The following is a 26,694-nucleotide window of genomic DNA, read 5'->3' on the forward strand; positions in this document are numbered from 1 at the left end:
AGACAAGGTCCTGGGATGATCGTCGCCTGGACTGCTCGAAGCGTGCTGTAGTGCCGCTGGAGCCCGGGTCAGGTCGCGCGGGGCAGCTGGTGGCGGTCCCAGAGCCTGTCGAGGGTGTCGACGAGGTGCTCGACGTCCCCTGGGGAGTGCCTCGGGGTCGGGGTCATCTGGAGCTGGTCGGTCGTCGGCCGCACCAGGATGTCGTGCTGCTCCAGGAGCTCGTCGGCGATCCGATGGCACCGCTCCCGCTCGCCGATGGCCACGGAGATCATGTGGTTGTCGACGCCGGTGGTGGGTACGGCCGCCTGGCGCAGCAGGTGCCTGAGGTAGCCCGACCGCTCGGCGAGCAGCTGCCGTTCGGTGTTGGAGGTGCGAAGGTGCCGCACGCTCGCCAGCGTCCCGGCCACCACGGCGGGCGGTATGGAGGTGGTGAAGATGATGGGCGAGGCGAAGGCGCGGACGGCCGTGACGAAGGCCGCCGACCCGGCGATGTAACTGCCCACCGCGCCGAACCCGTACTCGAAGGAGCCGACGACCAGGTCGATCTGCTCGGTCAGGCCGAGTCCGGCGGCCACGCCGCCGCCCTGCGCGCCGTAGGTACCCACCGCGCGCGACTCGTCGAGGTAGATCAGCGCGTCGTGCCGTTTGGCGATGCGGCAGATCTCCGTGATCGGGGCGATCCCCCCGCCCCGGGAGGGGATCGACTCCACCACCACGACCTTCGCCCGCTCCGGGCCGATCCGGCTCAGCGTGCTCTCCAGGTGAGCCGGCCGGTCGCGGTGGAAGACGAGCCGCTCGGCGCCGCTGTGCCGGATCCCCTGGAAGATCGACTCGTCGCTGAGCTCCTCGGCGAGGAACGCGGTGTCGGGCAGGACGCGGCTGAGCACGCTCAGGGCCGCGTCGTTGGCGCTGGAGCGCGAGGCGAAGAACAGCGCGGCCTCCTTCTCGTGGAGGCGCGCCATCTCGTGCTCCAGCTGGCCGTGGTCGTGGTGGGCGTACGGCCAGTCGCCGCACAACGTGCCCTTCACCGCGCTGAGGACCACCGGGTGGTAGGCCATGGCCAGGCAGTCCTCGCTGTACCAGACGGTGATCTCCCTGTCGCCTCCGGCGTCGTGGTGCAACACCTTCGGAAACCTCTGTGCGGCCTGTTCGATGTCCTCGAACGCGGTGGTGGCATTGTCGTGACGTTGAACGAGTTGTTCGGCAGTGGTCAGATCGTGATCAATCATGTGATTCTCCTGCGGAAGAATCCGCCGCTTCAGGACGGCTTACTGCGTTGTCACTTACTGCTCCATGTCATTCATGGAGTTCTCGCCAGAGAGAAACGGTTGCCCCGTTAGAAAAAGGATGGAACATCCTGCTTGACGCGCCCGCCGAACAGCCGCCAGGCCCATGCCTGTACGGCGACGACGAAGACGAGCGCGGCGATCCCGTATGCGGTAAGGACCGCGAGGGCCTTACCGCTCGCCGCGTGCGCCAGCAGGTCGGGTGCGACGACCAGCCCGGCCGTGAAGACCGGGATGCTCGTCGCCACGGCGCTGAGCGCGAAGGCCCGGCCGCTTCCGTCGAACGGGCGGGAGTGGATCCACCACAGCACCGCCACCGTGCCGAAGAGGGGAAGCATCGCCAGGACGCTGCCGATCCCCTGGGTGACGAGGGCCACCGCGACGCCGCCGCCGGTCGCCACGGCGGTCAGCGTGAGGGCGAGCTTGGTCACCTTGCCCCCGAGCCGCTGGATGTCGGGCCGGAGACGGTCGGGCAGGCGGTAGGCCAGGAACACCGTGCCGTGCACCGCGATCAGGGCGGGCAGGGTCACCGCCCACAGCACCGCGTAGGGGGCGAAGAGCGTCCCGGCCGACAGCGGCAGCTCGGGCAGGCCGACGAGCAGGTTGCCGATGGCGAAGCCCCACGCGGCGGTCAGTATCCCGCTGCCGGCGACGATCGCCTTCGCCCACAGGCGCCGCCAGCCGCCACCCGCACGGCGGAGCCTGAACCACAGCCCCGCGTCACGGATGATCCATCCGACGAGCCCGACGACCACGAACGGGTAGAGCCCCGAGATGATCTCTCCTTCCAGGAGCGGGAACGCCCCCATCAACACGCCTGCCACGGCGACCAGCCACACCTCGTTGGCCAACACGAACGGTGCGAAAGCGGCCACGGAGACGTCGGTGTCGTCTCGCGTGCCGTACCTTCCCAGCAGCAGCCCCGCGCCGAGGACGAAACCCTCCAGCGCGAAGTAGCCGACCAGGATGAATCCCAGGATCAGTAACCAGATGACGTCCATGACGTTTCCTCCCGCTCCGTCGACAGGTTGGTGGTGGTGCCGGTGTCCTGTGCGGGCAGGGTCTTGGCGCCGAGCATGAGCGCGTCCTCACCGGGACCGCGCCGGACGAAGTGGGCGATGAGCGAGTAGTCGACGATGGCCAGGAAGAGCAGGACCGCGGTGAACCCGACGAGCGAGCCGGTGATGGCCACCGTCCCGATGTCGCTGAGCGCGTCCTCGGTCTTCAGCAGGCCGTAGACGATCCAGGGCTGGCGGCCCACCTCGCGGACCACCCACCCGCAGATGACGGCGACGAACGGGAGCGGGATGAGGAACACCATCACGTACAGCAGCGGCCGAAGGCGGACGCTCCAGCGCCAGATCATCAGGGGCAGCAGGACCAGGGAGAGCAGCGCCAGTATCTGGCCGATGTAGACCATGACCTGGCTGACCTCGTAGATCCACGTGGGCGGGGTGAGGTCGCCGGGCCCGAACTGGGCCTCCAGCAGTTTCTGGGCCTTGGCGAGCTCCTCCGCGCTGCCGCTGGTCAGTGCCGTCTTGGCGGGCTGGAAGCCGCCGATCACCGGGAACTGCGCGATGCCGTTGAACATGACCAGCGGCGCGGTCACGGCCGCCACCACCAGGCCCATGCGCATCGAGCGGCGGAAGAGGTCGACGTCCTGCGTGCGCCGGACGAAGTGGTAGGCGCTGACGCCGGCCACGAAGAACGCCCCGACGCAGAGCACGGCCGGCAGCAGGTGGGCCAGGGTCACCGTCAGGGCGGGGTTGCTCACCAGCGCCCCGTAGTCGCCCATCTGTATGCCCTCCCCGGTCCTCTCGTACCCGACGGGGTGCTGCATGAAGGAGTTCGACACCATGATGAAGAACGCCGAGGCGTAGGCCGTCAGCGTGACGACGCCGAAGACGGCGAGGTGCAGTACCCGGTGGAGACGGTGCCATCCGAAGATCCACAGTCCGAGGAAGGTGGACTCCAGGAAGAACGCGATCAGTGTCTCCAACGCGATGGAGGCACCGAAGACGTCCCCCGTCAGCTTCGCGAGGCCGCTCCAGTTGAGCCCGAACTGGAACTCCATCACGAGGCCGGTGAAGATACCGAGCGCGTAGTTGACGAGATAGATCTGCCCCCAGAAGCGGGTCATCCGCTCGTACACGGGTTTGCCGCCGAACACCCACCTGGCCTGCATGTACAGGATCACGGGCGCGAGACCGAGGGTCAGCGCGACGAAGAGGAAGTGCAAACTCGTCGTTAACGCGAACTCAAGTCTTGCCAGATCGAGTGGTTCCATGGTTTCTCACGCTAGAGGCGTGATTACATGTTGGGCGTCATCCCGTGGGAGCGCCGGGAAGCGCCGTTGGACGTATCCGGCTCCTCGCGCGATACCCGGTTTGCTCACCGTGCGCCGGGAACGACCAGACCCGTCTCATAGGCGATCACCACGAGCTGCGCGCGGTCCCGCGCCCCCAGCTTGAGCAGGGCGCGGCCCACATGGGTCTTTACCGTGGCCGGGCTGATGAAGATGCGCCGGGAGATCTCGTCGTTGGACAAACCCTCGCCGACGAGCGCCATGATCTCCTTTTCGCGTTCTGTCAATACTCCCAGAGGTGTGTTGTCGAGCCGGTGAGTGCGCTCCCCGGTTACGAAACCCTCGATGAGACGGCGCGTGATGCTGGGGGAGAGCAGCGCCTCCCCTCTGGCCACGAGGTGGACGGCCTTGCGCAGGTCGTCGGGGTCGGTGTCCTTGAGGAGGAAACCGCTGGCCCCCGCCCGCAGCGCGTCGAAGATGTACTCGTCGACCTCGAAGGTGGTGAGAACGATGATCCGCACGTTCTCCAGCGCGGTGTCGCCCACGATGGCGCGGGTCGCCTCGATGCCGTCCAGCGACGGCATGCGGATGTCCATGAGCATGATGTCGGGCCGCTTCTTGCGCGCCATCTCGATGGCCTCGTGCCCGTCGGCCGCCTCCCCGACGACGACGATGCCGGGGTCGCGTTCGAGGAGCGCGCGGAAACCGGCACGTACTAGCGTCTGGTCGTCCACCAGGACGACGCGTGTGCTCACTGGTGTTTCTCCTCCGTGGGCAGCCAGGCGTGGACGCGGAATCCCTTGACGGGAGCGGGACCCGCCGCCAGGTGCCCGCCGAGCGCGGTGACGCGCTCCCGCATCCCGACCAGGCCGTGACCGGGAAGTCCTCCCTTGGGCACTCCCGACCCCCTGCCGTTGTCGACCACCTCGATGAAGATGCCCGACGGCTCGTAGGAGACGGTGATCTTGACCATGGTCGCCTCCGAGTGCCGGATCACGTTCGTCACCGACTCCTGGATGATGCGGTAGGCGCTCGCGTCGACCGCCGCAGGAAGATCGTAAGCCTCTCCGTGAGTGCCCCATCCCACGTGGAGTTCCGCCCGTTCCGCCATCGTGATGAGGTCCCGCACGCTCGACAGGCGGGGCACGGGGGAGCGGGGCTCCTTACCGGGGTCGATGTGGCGCAGCAGGCTGATCGTCGACCGCAGCTCGCTCATCGCCTCGACGCTCGCCCTGCGGATCACCTCCACCGCCTGCCGGCTCTGCTCCGGCTTCTCCTCGAACAGCTCGTGGGCCACCTCGGCCTGCACCTGGATCACGGTGACGGTGTGAGCGATCACGTCGTGGAGCTCCCTGGCGATCCGCAGCCGCTCGGCCTCGGTGCGGCGCTCCGACTCCGCCTCCTGGTCCTCCTCGGCGCGGCGCAACCGCTCGCGCACCTCCTCCGCGAGCGCCTGCCTGCTCCGCGCCGCCTCGCCGAGGAAGAGCACGGCCGCCAGGAGCGCCGTCTGCAGCGCCGCCTTCTGGACGAGGAGGCTGAGCACCGGGTCCTGGAGGATGATCGCGCGGTAGCCGACGCTGTAGCCGCTGAGTGCGCCCACGACCGTCGCCGCCCAGCCGAAGTATCCGCGCTCCGCGGCCGTGTACGTGGCCACGCCCAGCACGATCGCGATGGACAGGCTCGGGTAGGCCAGGGAGTGGTACACCAGCACCAGCGCGCACGTGGCCACCAGGACCGGCAGCGGCCAGGAGCGGCGGGCGAAGAGGACCAGGCCCATCCCCACGCCGATGGCGTAAGCCAGCGGGTCCGGGGTCCTGGCACCCGGCTCGGACGACACGCTGATCATCGTTGTCGTGGCGATGATGACGAGGACGACGAGTGTCCCGTCCAGCAGGCTGGGCGGGACACTTCGCAGTAGCGTTCGGAGGGCTCGTAGGGACATAGCGTGACCATAGGCTGGTAAGGCCCTCGGCCGCGTCACCTCCAGGCGGGCGGGTACTACGTCATTTGGCGCGGATCGGGGCGGAGAATCTTCACCCACCCGCGTACTCGCCTCGTTGTGAGAAAGCGGTCACGCGCAGTCGAAGAGAGCGGATGCCTTGGCGGTCAGCGGGTCGTCGGTGTGGTCGGCGGAGGGGACGCGGCGGCAGTTGGCCACCACCCACTCCTTGCGTTCCAGCGCGGTCGGGCTGTTGTAGGCGAAGCCGCCGATGAGCACGAACCGCAACCGGCCCTCGCGCACCAGCCCGGCCAGCCCGTCGGCGGTGAGCGCGGGAGTCGTGCCGGCGAACCCGCCCATGGCCAGGACCCGCATCCGGTGTTCGGTGATGTACGGAGCCGCGGCGGTGGTCGCCGTGGTCGCCAGGTCGTACTCCTGCCCGGATGACCTCGCCTTGACATAGGCCACCAGTTTGGGATCCGCGCCTACCATCATCCACTGGTCCACCGTAGCCGGAAGTCCCTCCGGCTCCTGCGTTTTGTCCGGTTCTGGCCCGGCTTCACGTACGGGCGGCGGGCCGGCCGCGGGGTCGAACGTCATGAAGAAGGCGGCCAGCGCGTTGGGTGGCGGGTAGAGCGCCGAGAGCGACCACAGCGCCGGCGGCGCCAGCACGAGGACCGCCGCGAACCCCGCGAGGGTCCGCCGCAGGCGCCGGGCCGCCGGGAGCCCGCGCCCGGCGAGCAGCGCGGCGCAGCCGAGGACCGTGCCCACCGCGGGAACGGCGGCCAGGGCGGGGGCGAACGACAGCGCGCGCCCCACGATGACCGCGCCCAGCACTCCGGTGGCCACCACGGCGAGCGGCAGCGCCCACTCCACGCGGTCGCGGCGGCGCCAGGCCCTCACCATGGTCACCGCGCCGGCTCCGGTGAGCGCGCCGATCGCGGGCGCGAGCACGGAGGTGTAGTACGGGTGGATGCTCTCCGCGAGGCTGACGACGGCGCCGTAGGTGAGCAGCCATCCGCCCCAGATCAGCCATCCGGCGCGCTCCGGGTCCCGCCGGTCCCGCCCGCGCGTGACCACCAGGCCCGCCACCAGGCCGATCACGGCGAACGGCAGCAGCCAGGAGACCTGGTCGGCCACCTGGTCGTTGAGGAGCCTGAACGGGCCGGCGAGCCCCCCGTGGTCGAGGGGGATCGGCCGCCCGTCGGGCAGCACGGGCGGGAAGACGCCGCCGCCCGCCTCGTTCACCCGGCCCAGCAGGTTGTAGACGAACGTCATCTGCCAGCCCGAGTCGTCGGTGCTCCCGTCGATGTACGGCCGGGACGGGGTCAGCGCCGCGACGACCAGCCACGTGGAGGCCACGGCCAGGGCCATCACCCCGGTCGCGGTGGCCCTCAGCAGCCGCCGCACCGCACTCCCGGGCCCGCAGGCCAGGTGGACCAGGAGCAGCGGCGCGAGCACCACCAGGCCCTGCACCAGCTTGGCGTTGAAGGCGTACCCCACCAGGAGGGCGATGGTGACGGCCCAGCGCCACCGGTCCTCCCGCAGCATGCGCGAGGCCGCCCAGGCCGCGCCGACCAGCGCGAGCACCAGGAAGGCGTCGGGCAGGTTGAGGCGCACCGACACCACGACCGCGGGCGTGGCCGCCATCACCGCGGCGGCGATCAGCCCCGCCCCGTCGCCCGCCCACCGCCGGACCGTGGCGAACAGCAGCGGCACGGTGGCGGTGGCGGCCAGGATCTGCGGCAGCAGCAGGGCCCAGGTGTGGTGACCGAAGATCAGTACGGAGATCGCCTGCGGCCAGATGCCCGCGGGCGGCTTGTCGATGGTGACGAATCCCGCCGGGTCGAAGGCGCCGAACAGGAAGTTGCTCCAGCTCTGCGTCATGCTGAAGGTCGCCGCGGAGTAGTAGCCGCTGACCGCGTTGGAGGGCAGGCCGAAGGCGTACAGGGCGAAGGCGGCCACGGTGATCGCGGCCAGGGCGTATCCCGTCCTGGGCCGGCGCTCGGGCCGGATGTCGGTCGTGTCCGGATCGGCGGGTCCCGCCGACTCCGTGGTGGGGGTGGTGAGGCTCATGACACTCCATCGCAGTCGTACAACACCGGTGCTTGCGGGTTGCGGGTCGCCTGGTACGCCGAGGGGTCGACCTGCTCGCATGAGGCGCGCACCCACTCCAGGCGGGCGCGGTTCATGCCGCTCTGGCCGCCGTAGCCTCCGGCGAGCACGAACCTGACCTCTCCGCGGCCGACCAGCCCGGCCAGGTCCCGCACGCCCGGCTGGGGTCCGCCGCCCGTGAAGCCGCCCATCGGCAGGACGGCGCTGCCGTAGCGGGCGATGTACGGCGCGGCCAGTTCCGCTCCGGTCGTCGCCATCAGGTAGCGCTCCCCGCCGCGCTGCCGCTCCAGGTAGTCGTGGAGGGCCGGGTCCGCGCGCGGGATGGCGGGCAGCAGCGCCGCCTCCGCCCTCCTCAGCTCCTCGGGGCGCAGGGGCCGGTTCACCTTGAGCATCGCGGAGGCCTTGGCCTCGTAGTCCGACGGGCCGGCGACCGGTTCGATCATCGCGAAGAACGCCCCCACCTCGGAGGTGGGGCGGTCGAGGGTGGCGACCGACCAGACGACGGGGCCCATCAGGGCCGCGACCCCGGCGATCGCGATGCCGAGCAGGTTGATCGGCTCGCCGCCGAACTCGCTGAGCCGGGAGACCACGAGCAGGAACAGGGCGGCGGCGCCCGCCGTGCCGATGGCCGCGGCCAGCCAGAACGGCGCGGTCGGCGCGGCGCGCAGGAGGAACACCGCCCACAGCGTCGTGACCCCGATCAGCAGCGGGAGAAGGAGGCGGCTGCTCGCCCCGGACGGCCTCTGCCACAGCCGCACGGCGGTCACCGCGCCCGCTCCGGTCAGTGCCGCCACGGCCGGGGCGAGGCTGCTGGAGTAGTAGGGGTGCACGCCGGTGGCGAAGCTGATCGCGACGCCGTACGCGAGGAGCCAGCCGCCCCACAGCAGCCAGCCGGCCCTGTCCGGGTCGGTGCGGACCGCGCGCCGTGTCAGGAACAGCCCGGCGGCCAGCGCGATGAGCGCGGCGGGCAGGAGCCACCCGATCTGCGTCACGTGCTCGGGATTGAACAATCGCAGCGGCCCGGCGGCGCCGCCCCCGGTGAGCGGTGCCGGATCGGTGCCCGTCCGCCCGGCGGTGAGGACCCTCCCCACGCCGTTGTACAGGACGAGCATCTCCCAGACGGAGTCGGTGGCGCTGCCGTCCAGGTACGGGCGCGAGCCCGAGGGGGTGAGGGCCACGGTGAGCGGCCAGACCAGGCACACCGCCAGGGTGGCGCCCGCGGCGCCCGCGGCGTGCGCGAGGCGGACGCGCAGGTCCCGGGGGGCGCAGGCCAGGTGGACGGCGACCAGCACGACCAGCAGGATCAGCGCCTGCACCATCTTCGCCTGGAAGGCCAGGCCTATCCAGAGCCCGGCCAGCACCACCCCCCGGCCCCTGCCGTCGCGCAGCGCTCCCGCCGCGCAGTAGGCGGCGGCCAGCAGGCAGATCATGAGGTAGACGTCGGGGGCGTTGATCCTGGCCAGCACCGTCCACACCGGCGTGGTGGCCAGCACGACGGCCGCCACCAGGCCCGCGGCCGGTCCCGCCCACCGGCGGACCGCCAGATACGTCAGCGGCACGCAGCCGGCCATCACCAGGGCCTGGGGCAGGAGCTGCGCCAGGTCGCCGTGGCCGAACAACCGGACGGAGAGCGCCTGGAGCCACAGCCCGCCCGGCACCTTGTCCACACTCATGAAGCCGGCCGGGTCCAGGCCGCCCCACCAGAACGCGGACCAGCTCTCGGACATGGTCCGCACCGCGGCCGCGTAGTACGCCTGGATCGCGCTGGGGCGCTCGCCGATGCCCCAGAGATAGGTCACGGCGGCGAGCACGGTCACGACGGCGACCGCGGCACCGTAGGCGCGCGTGCCGCGCGGCTCCGGCGGCCTCTCCCTGGCTTGGCGAAGATCGAGTGCTGTGGCGGCGTCGGCCATGGTCATCACCGGTCCCTTTTCGGATGCCCGCTGCGGGTGCGCTCGCCCAATTTGGGGCGCATACCTCGACGGAGACTTGAGAACGGCTCAAGGCCGCCCCCAGCGTTCGTCGAGGACGGCTTGAGCGTGTCCGGTGAGGATGCGAAGGACCGAGATCTGAGGAGGAGACATGGCCGACGGTGACCAGCGGTTCGCCGATCTTCAAGAGTTGTCCCCGGAGGAGATCACCGACCCCGAGAAGGTGGTCGACGACGTCTTCACCCGTCTGTGCGAGGGCTTCGAGCCCGAGCGGACCCACGGGGAGGGCGGGGTGTTCCGGTTCCTCATCGAGACCGCGACGGGGCCGATCTCCCGGCTCGTCATCGTCGAGGACGGGAAGTGCAACGCGTCGGCCGGGTCGGAACCGGAGCCGGGGGTCACGCTCTCGCTGTCGCTGGCGGACTTCCTGGATCTGGCGACCGGCAAGCTGGACGGGCCCGACGCCTTCGCGTCGGGGAAGCTGACCGTGAGCGGGGACCTGTTCCTGGCCATGCGGTGGGGCGAGTGGTTCGGCGCCGAATGACGTGACCGGGTGAGCGCGGAAACCTCCGCGCTCACCCGTTCTCGTTGACGCCCGGACGACCTTGACGACCCGGACGACCCGGACGACCTTGACGACCCTGACGACCCGGCCGCGCCGGCCGGGTCGTCAGGGTCGTCCGGGCCCGTTCTCAGGTTTCCTCCTGCATCTGCTGCACCAGCGCGGTCGAGTGCCCGCCCTTGACGAACAGCGGGTGGGCGAGCACGTCGCACAGGAACCGCCGGGTGGTACGCAGGCCCGGCCCGGCCAGCCGGAGCTCGCCCAGCGCCCGCTCCATGCGCGCGATGGCCTGCTCCCTGTTCGGCGCCCAGACCAGCTGCTTCATCAGCAGCGAGTCGTAGTCGGAGCTCACCCGGCAGCCCTGGTAGACGTGGGTGTCCACCCGCGTGAACGGGCCACCGGGCAGCATGAGCTCGGCGATCTCCCCGGGCGCGGGGGCGAAGTCGCGGTCGGGGTCCTCCGCGTTGATGCGGCACTCGATGGCCACCCCGCGCGGCACCACGTCCTCCTGGCGCAGTTCGAGGGGCTGTCCGGCCGCCACGAGGATCTGCTCCCGGACGAGGTCCACGCCGGTCACCATCTCGGTCACGGGGTGCTCGACCTGGATCCGGCAGTTGATCTCCATGAAGTAGCAGCGGCCCGCCGCGTCGACGAGGAACTCGAAGGTGCCCACTCCCTCGTAGCCGACGGCGCGGGCGCCGCGGACCGCCAGCTCGCCCATCTGCTCCGCCAGGCCGGGCAGCAGGTCCGGGGCGGGGGTCTCCTCGATGAGCTTCTGGTGCCTGCGCTGCACGGAGCAGTCACGCTCCCCGAGGTGGATGGTGTTCCCGTACCGGTCGGCGAGGACCTGCACCTCCACGTGCCGCGCGACCTCCAGGTAGCGCTCCAGGTAGACGCGCCCGTCGCCGAAGACGGCCTGCGCGTCGGCCCTGGTGGTCTTGTACGCCACGGAGAAGTCGCGAGGCCCGGTGGCCACCCGCATGCCGCGCCCGCCGCCGCCGGCCGCGGCCTTGATGATCACCGGGTAGCCCATGGCGTCCGCCGCCTCACGGGCCTCCGTCACGGTCGCCACCGGCTCGGAGGTGCCGGGCAGCACCGGGAGCCCGGCGTCCGCCATGATCTTGCGGGCGCGGGCCTTGTCCCCCAGCCTCGACATCACCTCGGGGCTGGGCCCGATGAAGGTGAGCCCGTTGGCGGCGCACACCTCGGCGAAGTCGGGGTCCTCCGACAGGAACCCGTAGCCCGGATGCACCGCCTCCGCCCCCGAGCGCAGGGCGGCCTCGATGATGGCGGGGATGTTGGAGTAGCTCCGGCGCGGGCTGGCCGGCCCGATGTGGACGGCCTCGTCGGCGAAGCGCACGACGCTGGAGTCGCGGTCGGCCGACGAGTACACGGCCACCGTCCGCAGGCCGAGCTCACGGCAGGTACGGGCCACCCGCAGGGCTATCTCCCCGCGGTTGGCGATGAGAACGGAGGTGAACATCGGCATCATTCCTCGGGCGGATCGGTGGTGACGACGACGAGCCGTTCGCCGTACTCGACGTGGGTGCCGTTGGGGACGCAGATCTCCGTTACCCGCCCCGAGACGTCGGAGTCGACGCGGTTCATCAGCTTCATCGCCTCGAGGATGCCGACCTGCTGTCCCACCTCGACCATGTCCCCGACGCTGATGAACGGAGCCGCGCCGGGTTCGGGCGCGTGGTAGAAGGTCCCCAGCATGGGGGAGCAGACGTGGTGGGCGTCGTCGGGGATCTCCGGCGCCGCCTCGGGCAGGAGCTCGGCCGAGGTGTACGACAGCGTGTCGCCGGCGGCGCGGGGCTTGTCCCACTCCACCTCGATCGTCGTGTCGCCCACGCCGATGCTCACCCGGCGTATCCCGTTCTTGCCGGATTTGAGCCGGTCGAGGGCTCCGATGATGGCTTCGAGTGTGTCCGACTGCTGGTTCACGCCGCACCTCCGAATCGGTGGAAGCGCCGCCTGCGGTCGCGCACGAGCTCGGCCGGGGGCGTCTCGGCCAGGTCGCGCAGTGCGCCGGAGAGCGCGGCCTGCAGGAGTTCGGCGGCTCTTACGTGGTCGGCCTGGGTGCCGCCCTCGGGTTCGGGGATCACCCCGTCGACGATCGCCAGCCGCAGCAGGTCGCGCGCGCACGGGCGGAGCGCCTCGGCGGCGACGCTCGCGGCGGCGGCGTCGTTCCACAGGATCGCGGCGCATCCTTCGGGGCTGATGACCGAGTAGACGGAGTTCTCGAAGGAGAGCACCCGGTTGGCGACGCCGAGGGCGAGCGCGCCGCCGCTGCCTCCCTCTCCCGTCACCACGGCGACCACGGGGACCGGCAGGCCGGACATCAGCCGCAGGTTCTCGGCGATCGCGATGGCCTGGCCGCGCTCCTCGGCCTCCAGTCCCGGATAGGCGCCGGGGGTGTCGATGAGCGTGATGACCGGGAGCCCGAGCTTGGCGGCCAGGCGCATGATCCTGGCGCACTTGCGGTACCCCTCGGGCGAGGGCATGGCGAAGTTGCGCTCGGCCAGCTCCCTGGTGGTGTGGCCCTTCTGGTGCCCGATGACCACGACGGGGGCGCCGTCGAGGTGGGCCAGGCCGCCGATGACCGCGCGGCAGTCGCCGAACGCCCGGTCCCCGTGCAGTTCCTCGAACCAGTCCGTCATGTGGCTGATGTAGTCGAGGGCGGTGGGCCTGTCGATGTTCCGGGCGATCTGCACCGTGGCCCACGCGTCGCCGCCCGCGGGCAGCAGCGCGGGGTCGGTGATGACGACCTCCTCCCGGGGGGCGGGGGGCGGGCCCTCACCCTGCGCCGCGAGCAGCCTGCCGATGGTCGAGCGCAGCGCCGCCCTGGGCCTGACCATGTCGATCAGGCCGTGACGGAGAAGGAACTCGGCGGTCTGGAAGCCCTTGGGCAGCCGCTGGCGGATGGTCTGCTCGATCACCCGCGCCCCGGCGAAGCCCATGCGCGCGCCGGGCTCGGCGATCACGATGTCCGTCAGGGTGGCGAACGACGCCGCGACCCCGCCGAACGTCGGATCCGTCACCAGGGTGAGCGTCAGGACGCCCGCCTCGTCCAGCGCCGCCAGTGCCTGGCTGGTCTTGGCCATCTGCATGAGGGCCAGTACGCCCTCCTGCATCCGCGCGCCTCCGGAGGCGGTCACCAGCAGCAGCGGCACGCGGTCGGCCAGGGCCGCCTCCGCGGCCTGGACGATCAGGTCGCCCACGGCCGAGCCGAGGCTGCCGCCCATGAACCGGAAGTCCATGGCCGCGACGACCAGCTCCCGCCCCTCGATGGTCCCGCGGGCGCACACCACCGCCTCGTCCAGGCCGGTCCGCTCGCGTGCCTCGGCGAGCCGGGTCAGGTACGGCTTCGCGTCGGCGAACTCCAGCGGGTCGGCCGGCGGCGGCGAGACGCCCAGCGGCACCCGCGAACCGGGGTCGAGCAACATGTCCAGGCGTTCGTCGGCGGTGAGCCGCTCGTGGTGCCCGCAGTCCGCGCACACCTGGAGATCCCGCTGGAACCGGCGGCTGTAGATCAGGTTCTTGCAACGGCCGCAGGTGCCCCAGGCACTCTCCGCTCCCGCCGCACTATCAGTGATCACGGTCATGCTGGGATCTCCTTTTCTTCCCTTTCCTTTGTGGTCCTGCCGGTCGGCCGACGAGTGGTCTTCGAACAGCCACTGGCTCAGTTCGACGGGAGCGAAGGGGTAGGTGCAGAAAGCCATCAGCGAGAGCGGCTTCCACACCCCGCTCATCGCGACCCGTCTGCAGAACCGCTCCACCTGATCTCGTTTCGTCATCGCAGGACTTCCCTCTCAGACCAGGAATCCGACCGCGACCACGTTGAGCACCAGCCCCACCATGGCGAGGGAGGTGCGGACCAGGTTCCAGTTGCGCCAGCGAACCCGAGGGTCGAGCCGCTCCCAGTCGTCGGGCAGCTCGCGCGGATCCAGGCTGTAGATCCACTTGTTGATCGGGACGTTCTTCAGCACCGAGACGGCCACGGTCGCCACGTAGAGCGCGGCCGCCAGGCCGAACAGCACGGGTGGCGTCCCGGCCGGTGCCACGACGGCCAGCACGACGTCCAGGACGAGCGCGCCGCACAGGCACAGTGGCATGAAGGGGTCGAAGCGCCGGACGAGGAACTGGTGCACGGGCACGTACTCGTTGGTCGGCAGCGCCAGCAGGAGCGGGGCCCCGCCGAGCGCGGACACCATCAGTCCGCCGGCCGCGAGCCCTGAGCAGAGCAGTGCCAACGGCACCAACACCGCGATCATTTCGTCCTTCCCATCCTTCGCCTCCCCGTCCCCCTCCCACCGCGCCGGGGGAGGGGGACGAGATACCTACCGTTGTTCGATGACCGCCTTGATGTGGCTCATCTCCGTCGCGGTCTGCCGGTTGAGGTGCTCCTCGGCGCCGGCGTTGTCGACCGGCGCGTCCGGGCGTACCTCGAACTCCTGGATCCAGCGCAGCCGGGTGCCCTCGGGCACCTCCTCGTACTCCCAGCGCAGGTTCATGTACTGCAGGAACGGCCCGGTCTCCACCCGCCTGGCCAGCACCACCCGGGTCTCGGGGTCGGGGGTGCGCTCGGAGACCCAGCTGTACACCTTCCCGTCCTCGTCCGGGTGGGTGGCCAGCCGGAACCGTACGGTGTTCCCGTCCCGCTCCAGGATCTCGGCCGAGGCGTACTCGGTGAACAGCCGCGGCCATGACTCGATGTCGTTGGTGATCTCCCAGACGGTCTCGAGAGGGGCCGAGATGATCACCGAGTTGTCCGTGTGGCCGGCCACCTCAGGCCGCCGCCTTCCGGTCCACGTAGTTCAGCACGGCCCGGGGAGTGGTCATCTCCGCCACGTCGTCGTCGGGGATGCGCACCCCGATCTCCTGCTGGATGCGCGTGGCGAGCTCCAGGACCGCCAGGGAGTCGAAGTCGAGGTCCTTGAAGGTCACGTCGAGGATGTCCTGCGAGAGGTCGACCTGGTTGCCGTCCTCGTCCGCGCAGCTCTGCATGATCTTCTGTAGGTTCTCAACCGTGAACGTGCTCATGTGATGCCACCTCCGGGCTTTGTCATGACATGGCGCGGACGACGATCGCCGCGTGGAAACCTCCGAACCCGCGCGCGACCACCAGGGCGGTGCGCACGGGCGCGTCCCTGGGCTCGCCCAGGACGAGGTCGAGTTCGTAGTCGGCGACGGGGTCGACCACGTTGACGGTGGGCGGGATCACCTGGTCGCGGATGGACAGCAGCGCCGCCGCCACGTCGAGGGGCCCTCCCCCCGCGTACAGCCGGCCGACCATCGTCTTCGGCGCGGTCACCGGCACGCCCCGCGGGCCGAACAGCGTCTTCAGGGTGTCCGCCTCGTCGCGGTCGGCGTCGGGCATGCCGAGCGCGTCGGCGAAGACCACGTCGACGTCACCGGGACCGACGTCCGCGTCGGCGAGTGCCTGCAGGATGACGCGGCCCAGCACGCCTCCACGGCCGGAGTCGAATCCCGACGCGTAGCCGGCGATCTCGCCGTAGAGGCGCCGCGCGCCGCGCGCCACGGCCGACTCCAGCGGTTCCAGGATGAGCATGGCCCCGCCCTGGCCGGGCACGTAGCCCGCGGCGGCGCCGTCGAAGGGCAGGTAGGCCCGGAGCGGGTCGCTCGACTGGCTCAGCATCCGGGTGCTGATCTGGGCGGTGAGTCCCGCGGGGGAGAGCGACGCGTCCGTGCCCCCGCTCACGACGAGCTGGAGCCCTTCCTTGCGCATCTGGCGCCTGGCGTGCCCGAGGGCGTCCAGGCCGCCCGCCTGCTCGGCGGCCAGCACCCCGCACGGGCCGCGCATCTTGTGCTGGATGGAGATCTGCCCGGTGGTCGCCGCGTAGAACCACGCCACCGCCATGTAGGCGCCGACGTGCTCGGGCCCCTTGCGCCAGAGCTTCTCCAGCTCCTTCTGGCCGAAGACGGTCCCGCCCGAGGAGTTGGCGGTGATGACCCCCATCTCGTACTCCCCGACCGTCGCCAGGTCCACCTCCGCGTCCACCAGCGCGGCGTCGGTGGCGGCCAGTGCCAGGTGGGTCATGTGGTCGGTCTGCGCCCTCAGCTTCCCGGCGATGTGGTTCTCGGCCGCGAAGCCGGGCACCTCCCCGGCCAGCCTGCAGGGGTAGCCGCTGGCGTCGTAGAGCGAGATCGGGCCGATGCCGCTCTTGCCTGCCAGCGTGCTGGACCAGTAGTCGTCGGTGCCGTTGCCGTTGGGGGCGAGCACGCCGAGACCGGTCACGACGATGCGGCTCACGCGGCCACCGCCTCGTCGGCCCCGATCACGACCGCGGTCTGGAACCCGCCGAACCCGCTGCCGACGCTGAGCACCACGTCCACGTTGGTCTCCCGCGCCGTGTTGGGCACGTAGTCCAGGTCGCACTCGGGGTCGAGGTTCTCGAGGTTGGCCGTCGGAGGCACCACGTTGTGCTCGATGGCCAGGATGCTCGCGGCGACCTCGATCGCGCCGATCGCGCCGAGCGAGTGGCCGATCATCGACTTGATCGAGCTCATCGGCACCTCGTAGGCGCGGTCGCCGAAGCTGCGCTTCACCGCGGAGGTCTCGTGCCTGTCGTTCTGCCGGGTGCCCGACCCGTGCGCGTTGATGTAGTCGACGCGCGAGGTGTCGATGCGGGCCCCGTGCAGAGCGGTGTCGATGGCGGCCGACAGCTCCCGGCCGTCCTCCTTCAGACCGGTCATGTGGTAGGCGTTCGCCCTGCTGGCGTAGCCCATGATGGCGGCGCGCACCCTGGCTCCGCGGCGGCGCGCGTGCTCCCGCTCCTCCATGACGAACATGGCCGAGCCCTCACCGAGGACGATGCCGTTGCGCTTCTGGTCGAAGGGCCGGCAGGCGTGCCCGGGGTCGGCGTTGTTCGGCGTGGTGGCGCGGAGCGCGTCGAAACAGGCCATGGTGATGGGGGAGATGGGGGCGTCGGCCGCTCCGCCGATGACCACGTCGGCGCTGCCCTCCTCGATGAGCTGCGCCGCGTAGCCCACCGCGTCGAGCCCCGACGTGCAGCCGGTGGATATCAGGGACACCGGCCCCTCGGCGCCGGCGATGGTCGCCACCTCGCAGGCCAGCGAGCTGGGGATCATGTAGTTGTAGCTGTACGGGACCGCGTACTCCCAGTCGGTCAGCCATTTGCGGCCGCCGTCGCTGACCACCGAGTACTCCCGCTCCATCATGATCGTGTTGCCGACGGCGTTGCCGACCGTCACCGCGACCCGGTCGGGCTGGACGCTTCCCAGGTCCAGGCCGCTGTCCGCGAGAGCCTCGTGCGTGGCGACCACCGCCATCTGGGCCACCCGGTCCATGCGCCGCACCTCCTGCGGCGTGAGGCCGAGCGCCACCGGGTCGAAGTCGCACTCCGCCGCCACCTGGCAGCGGAACCCCTCCGGCTTGAAGAGCGTGACCGTGCGGGTGGCGGTGCGACCGGACGACATGAGGTCCCAGAAGGGGGTGACGCCGAGTCCGCCCGGCGCCACCACCCCCATCCCCGTGACCACGGGGACGCGCCTGCCGGCTCTGCTCATCTGGCTCCTCCCACCTGGGGGTCGCCCTCGTCGGTCAGGGGCTCCTCCAGGTCGACGTGGCCGAGCTCGGGCCTCGGTGCGAGGGGGCTGCTGTGGAAGACCACCCGCGCGGGCACGTCTCCACGGTTGATCAGCCGGTGCGCGGCACCCTTCGGGATCATGCAGGCCTCGCCCGGCCCGACGACGATCTCCTGCCCCGCGACGTCCAGGGTCAGTACACCGTCGACGACGTAGACGAACTCCTCCGAGTAGGGGTGGTAGTGCTCGATCACGCGCTCACCGGGATCGAGTGTTCCCACTCCGCCGAACCCCGAAGTGGCCTCGACCGATCGGGGGCTCAGCACGACTCGGATGTCACCGCCCCTTTTCCGGTTGGGCGGCACGTCATCCACGGCTATCTTCTTGACAGGGCCGGATGGAACGACCGGGGACTGCGACATGGTGGGTCTCCTCTCCTACTCCGGCTGCCACGTGTAGAAAGGCGTGGCCATCGAGTCCTTCGGTTCGCGCCAGTTCGGGTCGTACGGCGTCATGTAACGCGCGAGCTTCTTGTTGATGTCGTCGTAGAGCTCGTGGTCCCGCGCCGAGTACAGGCGTGGAGTGATTTCCTCATCCGCCTCGACGAGGTGGAAGTAGAGATCGTGAAAGCGAAATAGGGTTCGCCTTGTAACGCCTATCATTTTGGGCAGTTCTGTGGCGTCGGACTCTGCGAAAATGTCGGCGACCGCCGGCGCATCCGCCGGTTTCATATGCGCGACGATTAGAGTTCTGTGCATCTCATCTCCACGACTCGGCTTGTACGGAGTCTCACCGGGGGTCCTCAAGGACTGCTTGAGAAACGCTGGACCGAAAAAGCCTGCCGCATTCTTGGAAGACGAAATATCATGCGAACTGTTTCCCGTCGCCCAAGTGAGTGGATGAAATGTACGACGTCGTTGTGATCGGGGCCGGACCTGCCGGCCTGACGCTGGCGGTGGGCCTCGGACACCGGGGGCTCTCCTGCCTCGTGGTGGAGCGCGGCGAACACCCCGCGACCGGCACCCGCTGCGCGGTCGTGCAGGAGGAGCCCCTGGAGGCGCTCGCCGCGCTCGGCGTCCACCTGACGGATCCTCGGTGGAGCTTCCCGCTGCGCAACCGGGTCTTCCACGTGGGCCGGCACGCCGAGACGCGCCCGGTCTCCCGGAGGGCGCTGGTGCTGAGCCAGGAGCGCACCGAGCTGCTGCTGGAGGAGGCGGCCCGCCGGTACGGCGTGCCCGTCGAGCGGGGCGTCGAGGCGGTCGGCGTCCGCCAGGGCGCGGATCACGTCGACGTGGACGTGCGCCACTCCGGCGGCTCCGCCGTGCTGCGCGCCCGCTGGCTCGTCATGTGCACCGGCGCGGACGGGCGACTGCCGGCCGCCGCGGGCCTCGGCTGGACCGCCGAGCGGCCGAGATCCCTGTGGTGGACGGCCGTGGACGCCACGGTGACCGGCCTGCCCGGCCTGGAGGACGGCGAGGAGCACATCTTCCACGGCCCGCACGCCAACCTCGGGCTGCTGCCCCTGCCCTCGGGCGGGTGCCGGATCTTCTCCGCCTCCGCCGTGGAGCCGACGCACGACGCGGGCGGGATGGAGGCGTTCGCACGGCGGATCACCGGCACCCGGGCCGGGCTGTCCCTGGAGGGCGAGCCGTGGCTGACCCGGCCCGCCTCGGGCCGCGGCCGACGGGCGCGCGACGGCCGCTGCCTCGTGCTCGGTGAGGCGGCGCGGCGGCTGCCGATGCCCGTGCAGAGCGTGAACACCGCGATCGAGGAGGCCGCCGAGCTCGCCGGCGAGCTGGCGGCCGTCGCGCTGGGGCGATCGCGGCCCGGCGCCCTCGACGCGTACGCGGCCCGGCGGGCCGAGGCCGCCGACCGGCTGATCGCCGACGGCTGGAACATGTTGGACCGCGGGACCACGCCCGATCCGGAACGGTGGCTCGTCGGGCCACGGAGAGGCACGGCATGAGGCTCTACCTGCTCAGAACCGGGACGATCCGCGCGATCAAGGCTCCCGTCCCCGTCTACCTGATCCGCACGGAGGAGGGCGACGTGCTGGTGGACACCGGCTACGCCCCCGTTCCCGGTGGCCGCATCGACGTGGCGCCGGAGGAGGAGCTGCTGCCCCAGCTCGCGACGCTCGGCGTCGACCCCGGCCAGATCGCCTACGTCGTGTGCACGCATCTGGACCCCGACCACTGCGGCAACCACCGGGCCTTTCCCTCGGCCCGGTTCGTCATCCAGCGTGTCCACCACGAACTGGCGATGTCCGGCTCGCTCGCCCGGATCGAGGAGTGCCGCGAGAACTGGGACCTCCCGGCCGACCGCTACCTGCTGGTCGACGGTGACACGCGGCTGCTGCCGGGCATCGAGCTCATCGAGACCGGCGGGCACGTGCCCGGCCACCAGTCCGTCCTCGTCCGGCTCCCCGAGACCGGGCCGGTGATCCTGGCCGGTGACGCCGTTCCCATGGAGATCGCGCTCGATCCCGAACGGCGGCCGATCTTCCCCTTCGACACCGACGCCGAGGAGACCAGGAAGTCCACCGGCCGCCTGGTGGAACTCGCCCGCCACGAGGACGCCCTCCTCGTGTGCGGGCACGACGGCCGGCAGTGGGCGCGGCTGCGCACCGCCCCCGACCACTACCGCTGAGCCTTGGGTTGAGTGCTGGTGCGGCTCTGGGACACTTCCGGCCACTACTGCTGAGCCTTGGGTTGAGTGCTGGTGCGGCTCTGGGACATTTCCGGCCACTATCGCTGAGCCTTGGGTTGAGTGCTGGTGCGGCTCTGGGACACTTCCGGCCACTACCGCTGAACCCTGGGGCGGCTCTGGAACACCCAGCCGCGCATGAGGACGAACCTCAGCGCGGTGCCCACCAGCGCGGCCCCGAGGAGCACGAGCGTCTCGGAGACCACCCCGCTCTCCGGGTGCAGCCGCTGCCAGACCAGCGCGCTGAGCGTGGTGAGCAGGTAGTACAGCCCGAAGACGACCAGTCCCCTGAAGTGGATCCGCAGCCTCCTGCGCCCACCGGCCGGACGGCGGAAGGTCCACCTGCGGTTGGCCTCGGTGTTGGCCAGCGTGCACAGCACCAGCGCCGCCAGGTTGGCCGTCATGACAGGCCACCACTCCCGGAACAGCAGGTAGAGCAGGCCGTGCGCGACCGTGGAGACCACCCCGATCGCGCAGAACATCAGCACCTGCCAGACCAGCTCGACACGCCCGAGACCCGGGCGGGCGTCGGGGTGGACGGAGACGGGCTCGGCCCGTTCGCGCACCACCACGTCGGCCCCGCCGCTGATCCGCGCGTAGGCGACCCTGACCAGGCCCTTGATGTCGTCCCAGGCCGTACCGGCGATGGCGACCCTGGTGTCGACGTCCTCGACCCAGTCGACGGGCACCTCGTACAGCCTCAGCCCGTTGTGGTGGGCGAGCAGCAGGAGTTCGGTGTCGAAGAACCAGCCGTCGTCCTCGACCTTGTCCAGCAGGGGCAGGATCGAGTCGCGCCTGGCGGCCTTGAACCCGCACTGCATGTCGGTGTGACGCACGCCGTGGGTCATCCGGACGAGCACGTTGTAGGCGCGTGAGACGAGCTCGCGCTTGTGCCCGCGTATCGTGCGCGCCCCCTCGGCCAGGCGCGAGCCGACCGCTATGTCGGAGTGATCGCTGATGAGCGGCGCCACCAGCGGCAGGACGGCCTCCAGCCCGGTGGACAGGTCGACGTCCATGTACGCCAGGACGTCGGCGTCGCTGGAGGACCACGCCGCGCGCAGCGCTCTGCCCCGGCCCTTCTCCTCCAGCCTCATGATGCGGAGTCCGGGCATCTCGGCCGCCAGCTCCTGGGCCACGTCCCAGGTGCGGTCGATGCTCGCGTTGTCGACGACGGCCAGGTTCCACTCGTAGGGGAGGTTCTCCTCCAGGTAGGCGCGAAGGGTGCGGACGCATCCGGCGAGCGTCCGCTCCTCGTTGTAGACCGGGATGACGATTTCCACCCGCGCGCCGCGCAGTGTCGGCGCGATCGCGCCACTCGCGCTGTCGGGTGTCCCGGCGCTGCTGTCCAGCATGGCCGCTCCAGAGGGGTCAGAGGGTGAGGGACCGGTTGAGCCGGGCGCCGCCGACCATCAGGCAGATCGCGGCCAGCGCCACCGACGCCATGAGCGCGCCGAAGAAGACGGAACCGGGCAGGACGGTCCACAACCGGGCCACCTGCGCGCCGAACGCGGCGCCGAGCGCCGCCGAGAGCCAGAAAAGGCCCATCATCCGGCCCACGGCCCGCTCGGGGGCGAACTGGGCGCTGGCACTCAGGCCCACCGGGCCCAGGACGATCTCACCGCAGGCCAGCAGGAAGAACGACAGCACCAGCCAGAGCGGTGACACCGGCGCGGGAGTCACCGACGCCACCGCCATGACCAGCAGCGAGGCGGCCATCGCCATCAACGCGAGGGCGTACTTGCGGGGCACGTCGACCCGGTCGCCCAGCCGTAGCCAGAGCCAGGCGACCCCCGGCGCGAGCAGCAGGATGAACAGCGGGCTCAGCGACTGGAACCAGCTCGCGGGGACGACCATCCCGAAGAGCACGCGGTCGGTGAGGCGGTCGGCGAACAGGGCGTAGACCGAGCCCGACTGCGCGAAGCACATCCAGAACAACGCGGAGGAGGCGAACAGCCACCGGTAGGCGCGCAGGCGGGTCCGTTCCGCCGCCGTCAGCCCCTCCTGGCGCAGGAACGCCCTGAAGTACAGGATCGGCACCACGATCACGCACAGGCCGACGGCGGCCAGGATGTGCTCGATCGTGAACCACCCCGCCGCCACGTCCACGGCCAGCAGCAGGACCACGGCCGCCGTGGCCGCGCCCACTCTCCGGCGCAGCGTGCGCACGAGTTCCGGGGGCGCCGGGGCCTCGGGGTACCTGCCCAGGTCGCCGAAGCGCCGGCGGCCGATCATGTACTGCAGCACGCCGAGGGTCATGCCGAACGCGGCCGCGCCGAACCCGAGGTGCCAGTGGACGCGCTCGCCGAGGAACCCGGTGATCAGCGGCGCGAGCAGCGCGCTGAGCTGCACGCTCATATAGAAGATGGAGAAGGCGGATTCGCGCTTCCCCTCCTCCCCGGGACCGTAGAACCGGCCGAGGATGGCCGCCATGTTGGGCTTCAGCAGCCCCGTCCCCACCGCGACGAGAAGCAGGCCCAGGTAAGACGTCACGTCGGTCGGGATCATGAGGCTGTAGTGACCGAGCGCGATGACCAGCGCCCCCCACAATGTCGCCCGCTGGGCGCCGAGCACCCGGTCGCCCAGCCACCCGCCGGGCAGCGGGAGCACGAAGGCCAGCGCCATGTAGGTCCCGAACAGCGCCGCGGCCGCTCCCGCCTCCAGCCCGAGCCCTCCCTCCGAGCGGGGCGCCGCCGCGTAGATCACGAGCAACGCCTGCATGCCGTAGAAGCTGAACCGCTCCCACATGTCGGTGAGGAAGAGCGTGACGAACCAGCGGGGGTAGCCGAAGAAGCTCCGTTCCCCGGCCTCCGGCGCGGAGACGGCGGCCGGACCGGTCACGTCTCCTCCCAGGTGACCGGCAGCGCGTCGAGCGTGCGGTGGGTCTGCCCGCCCGCCCACGTCAGCTCCGACTCCGGTACGGCCAGCCGCATGCCGGGCAGCCTGCGCAGCACCGCGCCGATCGCCACCCCCAGCTCCAGCCGGGCCAGCGGCGCGCCCAGGCAGTGGTGGATCCCGTGGCCGAACGTCAGGTGCGGGTGGTGCGGGCACCGCCTGGCCAGGTCCAGTTCGTCCGGGTCGTCGTAGACCTCGATGTCCCGGTTGGCCGCGACGATGCCGGGAAGCACGCCCTCCCCCGCGCGGATCCACACCCCGGACAGTTCGATGTCCTCGGTGGCGATCCGCATGAGCCCGCCGTTGGCGGCGGGCACGGCGTAGCGCAGCAGTTCCTCGACCGCGGTGGGCAGCCGCCCGGGTTCCTCGCGCAGCGCCCGCGCCTGGGCGGGGTGGCGCAGCAGGGTCAGCAGGCTCGCCGCCATCTGGCCCGCGGTGGTGTGGTGACCGGCCGTCAGCAGCGTGTTCCCGAAGGTGACCAGCTCCCGGTCGCTGAGCACGTCGTCTCGCTCCTGGACCGCGATCAGCGCGCTCAGCAGGTCGTCGCCGGGTTCCTTCCGCTTGCGCGTGACGAGTTCGGCGAGGTAGGCGCTGAGCTCGATGCTGGCCTGCCGCACCTGCTCGCGGCCGTGGGCGGTCATGGTGAGAATGCGTTCGGTCCACTCGCGGAAGCGCTCGCGGTCCTCGTACGGCACGCCGAGCAGGTCGCAAATGATGATCATCGGCAACGGCTGGGTGAGTCCCGCCACGAGGTCCGCGGGAGGACCGGTGCGCACGACCTCGTCGAGCAGCTCCTCCGTCACGGCCGTTATGCGCGGCCTGAGCGCCTCCATGCTGCGCGGCGTGAACGCCTTGACCACCAGCCGCCGCAGCCGGGTGTGGTCGGGCGGGTCCAGGGAGAACAGGGACGCGTCGGCGTCGGGCCTGGCGGGACGGATCCGCGGCGCGTCGGGGGCGTTCGCCAGCTGCCGGCTGAACCTGCGGTCCGACAGCACCCGGCGGACGTCCTCATAACCGGTGACCAGCCAGGCCGTGTCGCCGGTGGGCAGGCTGACCCGCGTCACGGGCCCCTGCCGGGCCAGGGCCATGAACCCGGCGGGCGGCTCGACGGGATCGGACGCGGGGAAGGGGAACGGCGTGGTCATGGCAGCCTGACCACCTGACTGGCGTAGACGACACCGGACCCGAACCCGATCAGCAGGGCCAGGTCGCCCGTGGAGACCTCGCCCTTGCTCAGCAGCGTGTCCATGGCCAGCGGGATGGACGCGGAGGAGGTGTTGCCGCTCGTCTCGACGTCGTAGGCGACCGCGACCTCCGGCGGCAGCTCCAGCGCCTTGACCATCGAGTCGGTGATCAGCCGGTTCGCCTGGTGGGGGATGAAGGCGGACAGGTCGGCGGCGGTGACCCCCGCGGCGTCGAGCGCGCGGGAGCACACCTCGGAGAGGTCCTCCACGGCCCACCGGTAGACCTTCCAGCCGATCATCCCGAGCACCGGCCATTTCCTCTCCGGGTCCTCGCGGAGTTCGGGCACCCAGAACCCCGTCATGCCCACCGCGTCGGCGCGCTCCGCGTCCGAGCCCCAGACCACGGGGCCGATGCCCGGGGTGGACGAGGGGCCGATCACCACGGCGCCGGCGCCGTCGGCGAAGAGGAACGCCGTGGCGGGGTCCTGGTGGTCGAGGATGTCGGTGATCCGCTCCGCCCCGATGACCAGGACGTGGTCGGCCGTCCCCGCCCGCACCATGTCGCTGCCCACCGCGAGCCCGTAGGTGAACCCGGCGCAGGCGGCCAGGATGTCCAGGGAGCCCGCCCGGGTCGCCCCGATCCGGTGGGCGACCCCGCTGGCCAGCGACGGCATCTGGGTCAGGTGGGTCGTCGTCGCGACCAGCACGAACCCGATCCTCGCGGCGTCGACACCCGCGTGCGCCAGCGCCTTCTCGGCCGCGGCGACCGCCATCGCGGTGAGGGTCTCCTCCGGGCCCGCGTAGCGTCTCGACCGCACGCCGGAGCGCCGCTCGATCCACTTCTCCGCCAGCCCGAGCCCTCCGGCGATCTCGGAGTTGGGCACCGACCGCGCGGGCCGGTACACGCCCAGCCCGATGATCTGACTGTGACGGGGCTCGTTGCTAGTCCTGATGCTGGGTGCCATCTGAGCGGTCTCCTCGCTGGTGATCGGTCTCTCCCCACGTGATCGGCAAAGCTGTCAGCGTGCGCAGGATCCCGCCGCTGCTCCACTGCAGCTCCTCCTGCGGCACGGCGAACCGGATCCCGGGGAACCGGTCGATCAGCGCGCCGAACGCGACGGTCAGTTCCATCCGGGCGAGCACCCGCCCGAGGCAGTAGTGGATGCCCGGCCCGAAGGCGACGTGCGGGTTGTCGGTCCGCGTCACGTCGAAGTCGTCGGGGGCCGGGAAGACGGCGGCGTCACGGTTGGCCGAGGTGGTCGACGGGATGACCGCCTCACCCGGGCGGATGGTGACCCCGCCCAGCTCCACCTCCTGGAGCGCCACCCTGATGGTGCCGCCGCTGGCCGGCCCCGGCGTGTAGCGCAGCAGTTCCTCCACCGCGCCGGGCAGCAGCGACGGGCGCTCCCTCAGCAGGGCGATCTGCCCGGGATGGCGCAGCAGCGTGGCCGCGCCGTTCGCGACGGCCGTGGCGACGGTCTGGCACCCGGCCGTCAGCAGGGTGGAGGCCATCGCCAGCAGTTCCTCCTCGCTCAGGCGGTCGCCCTCGTCGTGCGCGGAGACCAGGGCGCCGAGCACGTCGGAGGACGGTGCCGCGCGCTTGAGCTCCACCAGTTCGCGGAAGTACTCGCGCAGGTCCGCGCGCGCCCGCTCGACCCGCTCGCGGTCGCCCGGCGAGACGCTCAGCGCCACCTCCAGCCAGCCGCCGAACCGCGCCCTGTCCTCGAACGGCACGCCGAGCAGCTCGCACATCACCTGGACGGGCAGCGGGCGGGCGAGCCCCTGGACCAGATCGGCCGGCGGACCGCCGGCGGCCATCGCGCCGATCAGGTCCTCGGTGATCCGGACGACGCTCGGACGCATGGCCTCCAGGCGCTGCGCCGAGAAGGCGGGCATGACGAGCCTGCGCAGCCGGGTGTGTTCCGGCGGGTCCATCGTGGTGATCGCGGAGGGTTCGGGGCGGGCGGGCCCCAGGCGTGGCGCCCCCGGCGCGGTGGCGGCCGTCCGGCTGAAACGCGAGTCGGCCAGGACCTGGCGCACCTGCTCGTGCGCGGTGACGAGCCACGCGGTGTCGCCGCTCGGCAGCCGGACCTTGGCCACGGGAGAGTTCTGCCGCAGGTGGGCGAACTGTGGTGGTGGTTCGAACAGTGAAGGGGTGTCGAACGGAAACGAGATGTCTTCTCGTACCTGGTCGATCGCCAT

General features: G+C 71.0%; 25 protein-coding genes. 3 read left to right on the top strand and 22 right to left on the bottom strand.

Going from position 1 to position 26,694, the window contains the following annotated elements; genetic code table 11:
* Window positions 1–68: 68 nt before the first annotated feature.
* From AC5L38_RS16170 to AC5L38_RS16200, 7 genes are all read right to left on the bottom strand, one after another.
* The gene (locus AC5L38_RS16170) at window positions 69–1,229 is read right to left on the bottom strand and encodes an aminotransferase class I/II-fold pyridoxal phosphate-dependent enzyme (protein WP_495243608.1); all 1,161 of its coding nucleotides are present in this window, start codon (window positions 1,227–1,229) and stop codon (window positions 69–71) included.
* 107 nt (window positions 1,230–1,336) lie between these two features.
* Entirely contained in the window at window positions 1,337–2,287 is a 951-nt protein-coding gene (locus AC5L38_RS16175; RefSeq protein WP_495243609.1) for a cytochrome d ubiquinol oxidase subunit II, read from the bottom strand.
* Window positions 2,266–3,573 (bottom strand): cytochrome ubiquinol oxidase subunit I, encoded by a 1,308-nt coding sequence (locus AC5L38_RS16180; RefSeq protein ID WP_495243610.1) that lies wholly within the window; start codon window positions 3,571–3,573, stop codon window positions 2,266–2,268. Before AC5L38_RS16180 ends, AC5L38_RS16175 begins: the two co-directional genes overlap by 22 nt.
* 104 nt (window positions 3,574–3,677) lie before the next feature.
* The gene (locus tag AC5L38_RS16185) at window positions 3,678–4,346 is read right to left on the bottom strand and encodes a response regulator (protein ID WP_495243611.1); all 669 of its coding nucleotides are present in this window, start codon (window positions 4,344–4,346) and stop codon (window positions 3,678–3,680) included.
* A complete protein-coding gene (locus AC5L38_RS16190) occupies window positions 4,343–5,533 on the bottom strand; it encodes a sensor histidine kinase (protein ID WP_495243612.1) in 1,191 nt (396 codons plus the stop codon). Before AC5L38_RS16190 ends, AC5L38_RS16185 begins: the two co-directional genes overlap by 4 nt.
* Window positions 5,534–5,662: 129 nt before the next feature.
* The gene (locus AC5L38_RS16195) at window positions 5,663–7,606 is read right to left on the bottom strand and encodes a glycosyltransferase family 39 protein (protein ID WP_495243613.1); all 1,944 of its coding nucleotides are present in this window, start codon (window positions 7,604–7,606) and stop codon (window positions 5,663–5,665) included.
* Window positions 7,603–9,564, bottom strand: a complete 1,962-nt coding sequence (locus AC5L38_RS16200) for an ArnT family glycosyltransferase (protein WP_495243614.1) — start codon at window positions 9,562–9,564, stop codon at window positions 7,603–7,605. Before AC5L38_RS16200 ends, AC5L38_RS16195 begins: the two co-directional genes overlap by 4 nt.
* 163 nt (window positions 9,565–9,727) lie before the next feature.
* Here AC5L38_RS16200 and AC5L38_RS16205 point away from each other — a divergent pair, with 163 nt between their 5' ends.
* On the top strand, window positions 9,728–10,120 hold the full coding sequence (locus tag AC5L38_RS16205) for an SCP2 sterol-binding domain-containing protein (protein ID WP_495243615.1): 393 nt from the start codon (window positions 9,728–9,730) through the stop codon (window positions 10,118–10,120).
* Window positions 10,121–10,268: 148 nt separating this feature from the next.
* Here AC5L38_RS16205 and AC5L38_RS16210 read toward each other — a convergent pair whose 3' ends face one another.
* From AC5L38_RS16210 to AC5L38_RS16255, 10 genes are all read right to left on the bottom strand, one after another.
* Window positions 10,269–11,621, bottom strand: a complete 1,353-nt coding sequence (locus tag AC5L38_RS16210) for an acetyl-CoA carboxylase biotin carboxylase subunit (RefSeq protein WP_495243616.1) — start codon at window positions 11,619–11,621, stop codon at window positions 10,269–10,271.
* A 5-nt stretch (window positions 11,622–11,626) separates the two neighbouring features.
* Entirely contained in the window at window positions 11,627–12,085 is a 459-nt protein-coding gene (locus tag AC5L38_RS16215; protein WP_495243617.1) for an acetyl-CoA carboxylase biotin carboxyl carrier protein, read from the bottom strand.
* Window positions 12,082–13,938 (bottom strand): acetyl-CoA carboxylase carboxyltransferase subunit alpha, encoded by a 1,857-nt coding sequence (locus AC5L38_RS16220; RefSeq protein ID WP_495243618.1) that lies wholly within the window; start codon window positions 13,936–13,938, stop codon window positions 12,082–12,084. Before AC5L38_RS16220 ends, AC5L38_RS16215 begins: the two co-directional genes overlap by 4 nt.
* Before the next feature lie 15 nt (window positions 13,939–13,953).
* Window positions 13,954–14,415, bottom strand: coding sequence for an anthrone oxygenase family protein (locus AC5L38_RS16225; protein ID WP_495243619.1), 462 nt, complete (start codon window positions 14,413–14,415; stop codon window positions 13,954–13,956).
* A gap of 66 nt (window positions 14,416–14,481) precedes the next feature.
* Window positions 14,482–14,928 carry an SRPBCC family protein gene (locus tag AC5L38_RS16230; RefSeq protein WP_495243620.1) on the bottom strand — a complete coding sequence of 149 codons (447 nt, stop codon included), beginning with the start codon at window positions 14,926–14,928 and terminating at the stop codon, window positions 14,482–14,484.
* 1 nt (window position 14,929) lies between these two features.
* The gene (locus AC5L38_RS16235; protein ID WP_495243621.1) at window positions 14,930–15,184 is read right to left on the bottom strand and encodes an acyl carrier protein; all 255 of its coding nucleotides are present in this window, start codon (window positions 15,182–15,184) and stop codon (window positions 14,930–14,932) included.
* 22 nt (window positions 15,185–15,206) lie between these two features.
* Window positions 15,207–16,415 carry a ketosynthase chain-length factor gene (locus tag AC5L38_RS16240; protein ID WP_495243622.1) on the bottom strand — a complete coding sequence of 403 codons (1,209 nt, stop codon included), beginning with the start codon at window positions 16,413–16,415 and terminating at the stop codon, window positions 15,207–15,209.
* A complete protein-coding gene (locus AC5L38_RS16245) occupies window positions 16,412–17,692 on the bottom strand; it encodes a beta-ketoacyl-[acyl-carrier-protein] synthase family protein (RefSeq protein WP_495243623.1) in 1,281 nt (426 codons plus the stop codon). Before AC5L38_RS16245 ends, AC5L38_RS16240 begins: the two co-directional genes overlap by 4 nt.
* Entirely contained in the window at window positions 17,689–18,036 is a 348-nt protein-coding gene (locus AC5L38_RS16250) for a cupin domain-containing protein (RefSeq protein WP_495243624.1), read from the bottom strand. Before AC5L38_RS16250 ends, AC5L38_RS16245 begins: the two co-directional genes overlap by 4 nt.
* A 111-nt stretch (window positions 18,037–18,147) precedes the next feature.
* Window positions 18,148–18,468 carry a TcmI family type II polyketide cyclase gene (locus AC5L38_RS16255; protein WP_495243625.1) on the bottom strand — a complete coding sequence of 107 codons (321 nt, stop codon included), beginning with the start codon at window positions 18,466–18,468 and terminating at the stop codon, window positions 18,148–18,150.
* Between the two features lie 146 nt (window positions 18,469–18,614).
* On the opposite strand from AC5L38_RS16255, the gene AC5L38_RS16260 reads away from it, so the two are divergent.
* Together AC5L38_RS16260 and AC5L38_RS16265 are read left to right on the top strand one after the other, a co-directional pair.
* Window positions 18,615–19,676 carry an FAD-dependent oxidoreductase gene (locus tag AC5L38_RS16260; RefSeq protein WP_495243626.1) on the top strand — a complete coding sequence of 354 codons (1,062 nt, stop codon included), beginning with the start codon at window positions 18,615–18,617 and terminating at the stop codon, window positions 19,674–19,676.
* Window positions 19,673–20,359, top strand: a complete 687-nt coding sequence (locus AC5L38_RS16265) for an N-acyl homoserine lactonase family protein (RefSeq protein ID WP_495243627.1) — start codon at window positions 19,673–19,675, stop codon at window positions 20,357–20,359. Before AC5L38_RS16260 ends, AC5L38_RS16265 begins: the two co-directional genes overlap by 4 nt.
* Before the next feature lie 152 nt (window positions 20,360–20,511).
* On the opposite strand, the gene AC5L38_RS16270 is transcribed toward AC5L38_RS16265, so the two are convergent.
* Genes AC5L38_RS16270 through AC5L38_RS16290 form a run of 5 tightly spaced genes read right to left on the bottom strand, consistent with a single transcriptional unit; the run spans window position 20,512 to window position 26,694 of the window.
* The gene (locus AC5L38_RS16270; RefSeq protein ID WP_495243628.1) at window positions 20,512–21,768 is read right to left on the bottom strand and encodes a glycosyltransferase; all 1,257 of its coding nucleotides are present in this window, start codon (window positions 21,766–21,768) and stop codon (window positions 20,512–20,514) included.
* Window positions 21,769–21,784: 16 nt separating this feature from the next.
* Window positions 21,785–23,254, bottom strand: a complete 1,470-nt coding sequence (locus AC5L38_RS16275; RefSeq protein ID WP_495243629.1) for a peptide MFS transporter — start codon at window positions 23,252–23,254, stop codon at window positions 21,785–21,787.
* Window positions 23,251–24,453, bottom strand: a complete 1,203-nt coding sequence (locus AC5L38_RS16280) for a cytochrome P450 (RefSeq protein ID WP_495243630.1) — start codon at window positions 24,451–24,453, stop codon at window positions 23,251–23,253. Before AC5L38_RS16280 ends, AC5L38_RS16275 begins: the two co-directional genes overlap by 4 nt.
* The gene (locus AC5L38_RS16285) at window positions 24,450–25,457 is read right to left on the bottom strand and encodes a 3-oxoacyl-ACP synthase III family protein (RefSeq protein ID WP_495243631.1); all 1,008 of its coding nucleotides are present in this window, start codon (window positions 25,455–25,457) and stop codon (window positions 24,450–24,452) included. Before AC5L38_RS16285 ends, AC5L38_RS16280 begins: the two co-directional genes overlap by 4 nt.
* Window positions 25,435–26,694, bottom strand: a complete 1,260-nt coding sequence (locus AC5L38_RS16290) for a cytochrome P450 (protein WP_495243632.1) — start codon at window positions 26,692–26,694, stop codon at window positions 25,435–25,437. The genes AC5L38_RS16285 and AC5L38_RS16290 overlap by 23 nt, the downstream gene beginning before the upstream one ends.

It is taken from the genome of Streptosporangium nanhuense, from assembly GCF_059358815.1.

What these genes read in the sequence shown, in the direction of transcription:
- AC5L38_RS16290 (WP_495243632.1), bottom strand. Translation starts at nt 26,694, where the DNA reads ATGGCGATCGACCAGGTACGAGAAGACATCTCGTTTCCGTTCGACACC.
- AC5L38_RS16210 (WP_495243616.1), bottom strand. Translation starts at nt 11,621, where the DNA reads ATGTTCACCTCCGTTCTCATCGCCAACCGCGGGGAGATAGCCCTGCGG.
- AC5L38_RS16190 (WP_495243612.1), bottom strand. Translation starts at nt 5,533, where the DNA reads ATGTCCCTACGAGCCCTCCGAACGCTACTGCGAAGTGTCCCGCCCAGC.
- AC5L38_RS16245 (WP_495243623.1), bottom strand. Translation starts at nt 17,692, where the DNA reads ATGAGCAGAGCCGGCAGGCGCGTCCCCGTGGTCACGGGGATGGGGGTG.
- AC5L38_RS16255 (WP_495243625.1), bottom strand. Translation starts at nt 18,468, where the DNA reads ATGCACAGAACTCTAATCGTCGCGCATATGAAACCGGCGGATGCGCCG.
- AC5L38_RS16280 (WP_495243630.1), bottom strand. Translation starts at nt 24,453, where the DNA reads ATGACCACGCCGTTCCCCTTCCCCGCGTCCGATCCCGTCGAGCCGCCC.
- AC5L38_RS16175 (WP_495243609.1), bottom strand. Translation starts at nt 2,287, where the DNA reads ATGGACGTCATCTGGTTACTGATCCTGGGATTCATCCTGGTCGGCTAC.
- AC5L38_RS16200 (WP_495243614.1), bottom strand. Translation starts at nt 9,564, where the DNA reads ATGACCATGGCCGACGCCGCCACAGCACTCGATCTTCGCCAAGCCAGG.
- AC5L38_RS16170 (WP_495243608.1), bottom strand. Translation starts at nt 1,229, where the DNA reads ATGATTGATCACGATCTGACCACTGCCGAACAACTCGTTCAACGTCAC.
- AC5L38_RS16265 (WP_495243627.1), top strand. Translation starts at nt 19,673, where the DNA reads ATGAGGCTCTACCTGCTCAGAACCGGGACGATCCGCGCGATCAAGGCT.
- AC5L38_RS16180 (WP_495243610.1), bottom strand. Translation starts at nt 3,573, where the DNA reads ATGGAACCACTCGATCTGGCAAGACTTGAGTTCGCGTTAACGACGAGT.
- AC5L38_RS16285 (WP_495243631.1), bottom strand. Translation starts at nt 25,457, where the DNA reads ATGGCACCCAGCATCAGGACTAGCAACGAGCCCCGTCACAGTCAGATC.
- AC5L38_RS16270 (WP_495243628.1), bottom strand. Translation starts at nt 21,768, where the DNA reads ATGCTGGACAGCAGCGCCGGGACACCCGACAGCGCGAGTGGCGCGATC.
- AC5L38_RS16220 (WP_495243618.1), bottom strand. Translation starts at nt 13,938, where the DNA reads ATGACGAAACGAGATCAGGTGGAGCGGTTCTGCAGACGGGTCGCGATG.
- AC5L38_RS16225 (WP_495243619.1), bottom strand. Translation starts at nt 14,415, where the DNA reads ATGATCGCGGTGTTGGTGCCGTTGGCACTGCTCTGCTCAGGGCTCGCG.
- AC5L38_RS16205 (WP_495243615.1), top strand. Translation starts at nt 9,728, where the DNA reads ATGGCCGACGGTGACCAGCGGTTCGCCGATCTTCAAGAGTTGTCCCCG.
- AC5L38_RS16235 (WP_495243621.1), bottom strand. Translation starts at nt 15,184, where the DNA reads ATGAGCACGTTCACGGTTGAGAACCTACAGAAGATCATGCAGAGCTGC.
- AC5L38_RS16195 (WP_495243613.1), bottom strand. Translation starts at nt 7,606, where the DNA reads ATGAGCCTCACCACCCCCACCACGGAGTCGGCGGGACCCGCCGATCCG.
- AC5L38_RS16260 (WP_495243626.1), top strand. Translation starts at nt 18,615, where the DNA reads ATGTACGACGTCGTTGTGATCGGGGCCGGACCTGCCGGCCTGACGCTG.